We start from the raw sequence: 7,155 nt of genomic DNA, 5'->3' as shown, positions 1-7,155 counted from the left end.
GTATTCCATAGTGATTATCCTCCTGTGTGTTTTAGTTGTGACGATTAAAGCATAACACAGAATTAATCCGCTATGGATTTTTATTGGTTCAACTTCATTTTACAACAAGTCTTAATAATAATTATGATAAATATGAATTATTTTATAATAATGGGAAACAATATAATGAATATCTTAAAAATACTTATTATACAAGGAGGAGAATCATGAATTATTTAGATAAATTAACTAAAAATATTAAAAGTAAACAAAAAAAACAAAAGGTAAATTCAATAAATAATTTTGCAGCTTTTGCTGTATTAGGTGTAGCTATTGGAGGAACCTTTGCAGGAATATTTGTTAGAAAATATTTAGATGAAATAAAAAGCATTATTGTTAACAATGAAATGAACAGTAATGAAGATATAGATATTAAGAGAGATGAAATCAAGCAAACATTAGAAAAAGCACCTGACAAGTGTGTAGGTGATGTAGGTGCTGCAATAGAAAAGGCATTAGATGATTTAAGTGATGATAAACAAGATGAGAATGAAGTTGCAAATTAGTATATAAGTGTAACAATAAGTAAGTATATATATCATTAAAGCCCTAGTTTCACTATCAATTATGTGAAACTAGGGCTTTAATAATATATTTATTTATGGTTATTTCGATAATATGAAGGACATTGACCTATAGTTTTTTTAAATTGTTTTGAAAAAACAAATTGATCAGAGTAACCGACAGAAGTAGATACTTCGGCTATGGATAAATCATGGTTTGTTAAAAAGTGACATACGTTTTCCATTCGTGTTTTTATAATGTATTCGATAGGTGTTTGTCCCAAAGCAGTCTTAAAAATAGTACATAAATATTTACGACTTATACCAATGTGCTCGGCCAAGCTGTTTACACTAATGTTAGAGTAAAAATTTACTTCAATGTAATCTACGGCATTTATTACATATCGTTCAATGTTTGACTCATAAAGATTAACGGTATTTGGTTTAGGTCCTATTTCAATTAATTTAGCAAGAAACGGATATAAATAAGCTAATCTAGATAAGTCAGTTTCTAAAGAGAGTTTAGTGAAACTGGCCATTTTTTGTATCATATCTTTAAAAAAATTGTCAGTATCATAATAAAATATAGGGTTATCGTAACTAAGGCCTGCACGGTGTATGATTTTTGGAACTTTTACCCCGTTAAAACCAACCCAAAGATAATGCCAAGGTTCCTTCATATCTGCTTCGTAATAAGCGATATGATCAGGACAGATAAGAAATGCATCGCCAGCTTCTAGTTTATATAGTTTTTTCCCACATATAAAAGTACCTTTTCCGCTGAGTATAAAGTGTATAATGTAATGATTTCTAGCTACAGGTCCAAAAAAATATCCTTTAGCACATACTTCTTCTCCACAATCATAAAAATTTAAATCGGTATTAGTGAAATTAGCATTTTCAACACACCATACTTCCATATTCAGATAGTGGGCTTTCGAAAATGTCACAAACTTTTCACAATTTATATAGAAAACGTCTTTGCAGAGGAAGTTATAGAGATAAAGAAAGACCAATTCTTATAAACAATTGGGAAGCAACTTATTTTGATTTTACTGAAGAAAGCATAAAAATATTGCTAGAGAAGCTAAAAAACTGGGAGTAGAGTTATTTGTTCTAGATGATGGGTGGTTTGGAAATAGGAATGATGACACTACCTCGCTTGGGGATTGGTATGTAAATAAAGAAAAGTTACCAAATGGACTTAAAAAACTTTCTCGAGATATAAATGAAATTGGTCTTAAGTTTGGATTATGGTTTGAACCCGAAATGATTTCAGAAAATAGTGATCTATATAGAGCACACCCGGATTGGTGTATACATGTTAAAGGAAGAGATAAATCACTTGGGAGAAATCAACTAGTTTTAGATTTATCTAGAACGGAAGTATGTGATGCTATAATTGAAATGTTATCAGAAAATCTTTCGTCATATAATATATCATATGTGAAATGGGATATGAATAGGTTTATGTCAGAGGTTGGATCGGCTACATTAGATGCTAATAGACAAAGAGAAACTGCACATAGATATATGTTAGGACTTTATAGGGTAATGGAAGAATTAACAACAAAGTTCCCAGATGTTCTATTTGAAAGTTGTGCTAGTGGTGGGGGAAGATTTGACCCAGGAATGCTTTATTATATGCCTCAAACTTGGACAAGCGATGATACTGACGCAATAGAACGATTAAAAATTCAATATGGTACTAGTTTGGTTTATCCAAGTATAACCATGGGGGCACATGTATCGGCTGTACCAAATCATCAGTTACATAGGATTACACCCCTATCAACAAGAGAAAATGTTGCAATGGGTGGAAATTTTGGATATGAATTAGATGTTATTAAGATGACTGATGAAGAAAAACAAACTGTAAAAAAACAAATTGATTTTTATAAAGAAATTAGACATATAGTTCAATTTGGAGATTTTTACAGACTGATAAGTCCTTTTGAAAATAATGACGCTGCTTGGATGTTTATTTCAGAAAATAAAGAAGAGGTGGTTGTAAGTTACTTTAAAAAACTAGCAGAATGTAATATGAAATTGAAAGTTTTAAAGTTTAAGGGGTTAGATCCAGAAATGAATTATAGAGTAATTGGTACAGATGAAATATATGGTGGAGATGAACTAATGTATGCTGGTATGGTTGTACCAGAACTTAAGGGTGATTTCACAAGCTATGTATGGAGATTAAAAAAAGTATTATAAAAAAATTCATAATATTATATTATTGTGATTAAGTATAAAAAACAGCAGTTTCATTAATTGAAGCTGTTGCTTTTTTTATAGATTGTATTATATTTTTTTGCCTTTTTCTTTAAAATAAGATAATAATCTTTTTTCATTTGTATTTATAATTAGTTCTTCAGGCATACCTATTTTCTTTAGCATTTTTTTCGCATCGTCAAAAGCTGCTATACGATAACAAAAATGAGCATCACTGTCTATAATAATTTGTACTTCCAATTCTTTACACAGTGTTGCTATTTTGATACAATTTTTATCACTGCCTAATCTAGAAGTTACAAAAGAACTATTGTTTATTTCTATTAAAATATTTTTCTCTTTAGCTTTTTCTACTATTAATTTTTGATGTATAGGAAATCTTGGATTTCCTATATGTCCCAAAATAGTTACATTGGGATTATCCATAGCTTTTAGAACAGCGGTGGTATTTATGTCAGCACTAAGTCCACCTTCCATTATAGGCTCATGCATGCTGATAATCATATTATCAAGTTTTGATTGCAAGTCAACAGGCATATCAAGATTACCTTCATAATCAATTATATTGGCTTCACATCCGTAAAGCATTTTAACACCAAACAATTCTCTAGGTAATACTTTGAAATTTCCAAAATACCAAAGATCAGGAGCCCCTGGCATATTGGGACCATGATCTGTAGTTCCTAATATTTTAAGACCTATATCACTAGCATATTTTGCGTTTTCCATTAATGTACTATATGCATGTCCACTAACTATTGTATGAGTATGTAAATCAGCAACAAAATTCATATAATCTCTCCTCTCGACTTTCATTTGTATATCTCTAATTGTATACCAAAATCAATAATTATGCTTAAAACATCGTTTTTATGTTTAGATTACTCTGAAATGTCCACCATAAACATTTAAACCAACTATAACTACAACAAACAGTATCAGAATATATATAACTTCAAATAAATTTCCCATATCAGAACCTGTGGTAATATGTGGTGGTAATTTAAGTTTAAACTTTCCTATTTTTTCGAGCATAGTGACAAATTTATTGTGAATATTTAATTTTTTTAGTATATTAAATATAAGTCTTGGAGTTGAAAGTATTGGCACTCCCTCTTTTGTAAATATATCAGCCCAATAAACATGACTTATATATCCGACAAAAAAACACCCGGTCAAATATTCGTATCCTAGTTTATTAAATACATATGAAGCTGAAATAGTAAAAAGAACAACTCCTTCTAATGAATGTAAAAATGTTCTATGAGGGAATATTGCGATGCAAATCAGCAAAAAACAAATAAGATAAATATTTATATTATTTAAATTAGTAATGTTATAGATTACTAAACCTATACTGCAACCAGTATAAGTTAAAAACATGGTTATTCTTATAAAATCATTTGATCCTTTACTTATAGCTAAAGATATTTTTTTATACACTAAACCTATGATAGGAATTTTCTTGTATATTTTTTCATTAGTAATCCCTAAGAATATAAAAATAAATGATATAAGATATGTAATTATTTGAGCATATGGACCTAAATATTTTACAGTTGAGAGTGCTTTTATAATAGCTTTTGAATATACTAAAATTAACACTGCAAGTCCAATACTAAATAATAATCTAAAAAACAATTTTAGTGATTTTTCAATATTTTTTATTACTTTATTACTTGCATCTGTAAGCGGGTTCATATGGCTTATCTTACTGTTTTGACTATCCGCATCAACAATTAATCCGGCTAGAGATGCAGTCCCAAGACCTAGAAGGCTTATCCCCATTGGAACATGTACATATTTATTATTGAATATCATCATTGAGTTGACTACAGGTATTGTTGCGACTATTGAATATGATAACATTGCTATTTTTTGATGGGATATACCATTCATCTTTTGTGCTCCTTATGTGTTTTTATGTCATTTTCGCAATATTAAAAAACAATTACATATTGTTTTTTAAATATTTTATGACATAGCTTAATGTATGAAAATCACAATCTAAATCATCTTTGATGATATTTAATCCTTTAATTAATGTTTCTTCATCAAAATGATCTAAGAGTATCATTAGATTTATTATGTTTATTCCGCCATCTTTAGTATCAAGAACTCTTGCAGATTTCACATATTTATTTTTTATTACATTTATTACTGCTAATCTAAGGTCTTCACTAATTTCAAGTTGTGGTATTTCATCGTATATTTTAATGCCTGAAGTATTAGAATTAAAATTTTTAGCCTTTGCAATGTCAGTTGATAAAAATATAGTGTTTATAAATTCAGCATCTTTAAAATCTGCGCCATCTAAATTAACTGAATCAAAAACTGTATTTTCAAATACGCTGTTTTTGAAATCGCTGCCTTTTAGATTTGTTCCAATGAATTCTGTCCATTTAAAACTACATTGAAAAAAAACACATGATTTAAAATGCGCACCGCGAAAATTTACATAATCAAACTTTGAGTTTGAAAAATCACAATTGTAGCAATTGCTTCTCTCAAGATTTTTATACATAAAGTTTTTACCTGTCTTTTCTATATTGTTATAACAAAAATTTCCTTTAATGCTTTGATTTCTACCCATTTTTACCTCCATGGCAAATACTTTTATCTGCCTTTTTTATATTAATGTACTTAAAAAAAAACCTCTAGCCAATTTTGAAAAGTGGATAGAAGTTTTCATATTTCAATTTAAATTCTATACACTATTTTGATTAAAGTCAATGATTTATTTAAACAATTTTCTACAAAAAAAATTATTTTATTTGTATATCACATGTTTATTTTAATTGATAGATATTTTAAAAATCAATTTTACAGTTTATAGGTTGTGTTATAATTAACTGAATGTTGAATTACTTGTTTATTGTAAGATTTTTCAATTACAATTATATAATAAAATAAGTAGTTGACTTTCATAAAAAAAAATGGTAATATTTCATTAAGTTAATAAGTTACAGTGATAAAGTGGTAAAGTAAATTAGAATTAAGTTGGAGGAGTGAAATTTTGAGTAATTGGAAAAAACATATACCAGAAGGGTCAAGAGATATACTTTTTGAGGATTGTAATAATAAAATTAAGATTATAGATACACTTAGAAAATTGAATATAGATGCTGGTTATTTAGAAGTCTTATCTCCAACATTAGAATTTTATGATGTTTTTCAGGGGGACGATGTATCCATAGAACAGGAAAAAATGTATAAGCTATTTGATAATACGGGAAGAATATTGGTGTTAAGACCAGATATGACAATGCCTATAGCAAGAATTATTGCAACAAAGCTTAGAGATTCATCATACCCTCTTCGTATATGTTATAGTGGAAATATATTCAGAATAAACGAAAATTGGAATGGTAAGGTAAGTGAAATGACTCAATCTGGAATTGAGATAATAGGAAGTAAAAGTCCAAAAGCAGATGCGGAAGTAATTATAACTGCAATTCAGCAACTTATTGCAATAGGGGTACAAAAATTTGAACTTGAAATTGGTCAAGCTGAGTTTTTTAAAGGTCTAATTGAAGATATAGAGCTCACTGAAGATGAAACTGAAAGGTTAAGAGGGCTTGTTGAAAATAAAAATTTTAGTGCACTTCGGGAGTTTATAGAAGAAAAAGAGAGTAAACTAGGATCAAAAAATGTCGAGGCATTAAAGAAGTTACCTGAGTTATTTGGAGGTATTGAAATCCTAGCAAAGGCGAGAGCACTAACTCAAAACAAAAGAGCACTGGGTGCAATAGATAATATAGAAAAAATATATGAGAGAATAGAAAACGTAGGACTGGGTGAATACATTTCAATTGATTTAGGAATGGTGCAACATATAGATTATTATACAGGTATTACATTTAGAGGATATAGTAGTGAAGTTGGAACAACAATTATTAGTGGGGGTAGATATGATAATCTAATTTCAAAGTTTGGTGCATCAATGCCAGCAGTTGGATTTGCCATAGATGTTGATAACATACTATCCGTTCTTGAAAAACAAGGTAATGATAATAAAAAAGTTAATAAAAAGTTCCTTATTCATTATGAAAATGCCTCAATAGGGAGTGCATATAAATTTGCAGCAAGAATTAGAGCTAAAGGTTTTATTTCTGAACTTAGTTTATTTGAAGATAGAGAAAAAAGCTTAATTTATGCAGAGCAAAAGAACATAGACAAAATGATATGCATCTTTGAAAATGAAAAAGTTGAATTAATAGATATTAAAACTAAAAAAAGTTTTTATACAAGCATAGAGGAACTTATTAATTAGCTGATTGCGAAACCCTAAAAGATTTTAGTGAAATATCTATCTAAAATTTTAGCGAATTTAATAAGCATTAACTTAATCATAAAAAAATGACTATGCTATTAAAGATTT

Annotated in this window: 7 protein-coding genes and 1 pseudogene; 4 read left to right on the top strand and 4 right to left on the bottom strand. The window is 28.7% G+C overall.

Features of this window, described 5'->3' with window-relative positions:
* Positions 1-206: 206 nt before the first annotated feature.
* Positions 207-545, top strand: a complete 339-nt coding sequence (locus tag KPL38_RS17390; protein WP_216290405.1) for a hypothetical protein — start codon at positions 207-209, stop codon at positions 543-545.
* Between the two features lie 89 nt (positions 546-634).
* On the opposite strand, the gene KPL38_RS17385 is transcribed toward KPL38_RS17390, so the two are convergent.
* Positions 635-1,462, bottom strand: coding sequence for an AraC family transcriptional regulator (locus KPL38_RS17385; RefSeq protein WP_216290404.1), 828 nt, complete (start codon positions 1,460-1,462; stop codon positions 635-637).
* A 23-nt stretch (positions 1,463-1,485) separates the two neighbouring features.
* Here KPL38_RS17385 and KPL38_RS17380 point away from each other — a divergent pair.
* Positions 1,486-2,411 (top strand): annotated as a pseudogene (locus tag KPL38_RS17380) (alpha-galactosidase); the annotation flags it as partial.
* Positions 2,394-2,756: a GH36 C-terminal domain-containing protein gene (locus KPL38_RS20430; RefSeq protein ID WP_376769045.1), complete on the top strand. Its 363-nt coding sequence runs from the start codon at positions 2,394-2,396 to the stop codon at positions 2,754-2,756. The pseudogene KPL38_RS17380 and the gene KPL38_RS20430, both read left to right, overlap by 18 nt.
* A gap of 87 nt (positions 2,757-2,843) precedes the next feature.
* On the opposite strand, the gene KPL38_RS17375 is transcribed toward KPL38_RS20430, so the two are convergent.
* From KPL38_RS17375 to KPL38_RS17365, 3 genes are all read right to left on the bottom strand, one after another.
* Positions 2,844-3,566, bottom strand: coding sequence for a phosphatase (locus KPL38_RS17375; protein WP_216290403.1), 723 nt, complete (start codon positions 3,564-3,566; stop codon positions 2,844-2,846).
* A gap of 84 nt (positions 3,567-3,650) precedes the next feature.
* On the bottom strand, positions 3,651-4,673 hold the full coding sequence (locus tag KPL38_RS17370) for a metal-dependent hydrolase (protein ID WP_216290402.1): 1,023 nt from the start codon (positions 4,671-4,673) through the stop codon (positions 3,651-3,653).
* Between the two features lie 52 nt (positions 4,674-4,725).
* Positions 4,726-5,367 (bottom strand): pentapeptide repeat-containing protein, encoded by a 642-nt coding sequence (locus KPL38_RS17365; protein WP_216290401.1) that lies wholly within the window; start codon positions 5,365-5,367, stop codon positions 4,726-4,728.
* Positions 5,368-5,790: 423 nt separating this feature from the next.
* Here KPL38_RS17365 and KPL38_RS17360 point away from each other — a divergent pair, with 423 nt between their 5' ends.
* A complete protein-coding gene (locus KPL38_RS17360; protein ID WP_216290400.1) occupies positions 5,791-7,047 on the top strand; it encodes an ATP phosphoribosyltransferase regulatory subunit in 1,257 nt (418 codons plus the stop codon).
* The last annotated feature ends 108 nt before the right edge of the window (positions 7,048-7,155 follow it).

Source organism: Clostridium psychrophilum (genome assembly GCF_018861705.1).
Classification (GTDB): Bacteria; Bacillota; Clostridia; order Clostridiales; family Clostridiaceae; genus Clostridium_AD; species Clostridium_AD psychrophilum.
This window is presented reverse-complemented; position numbering and strand designations above follow the sequence as displayed.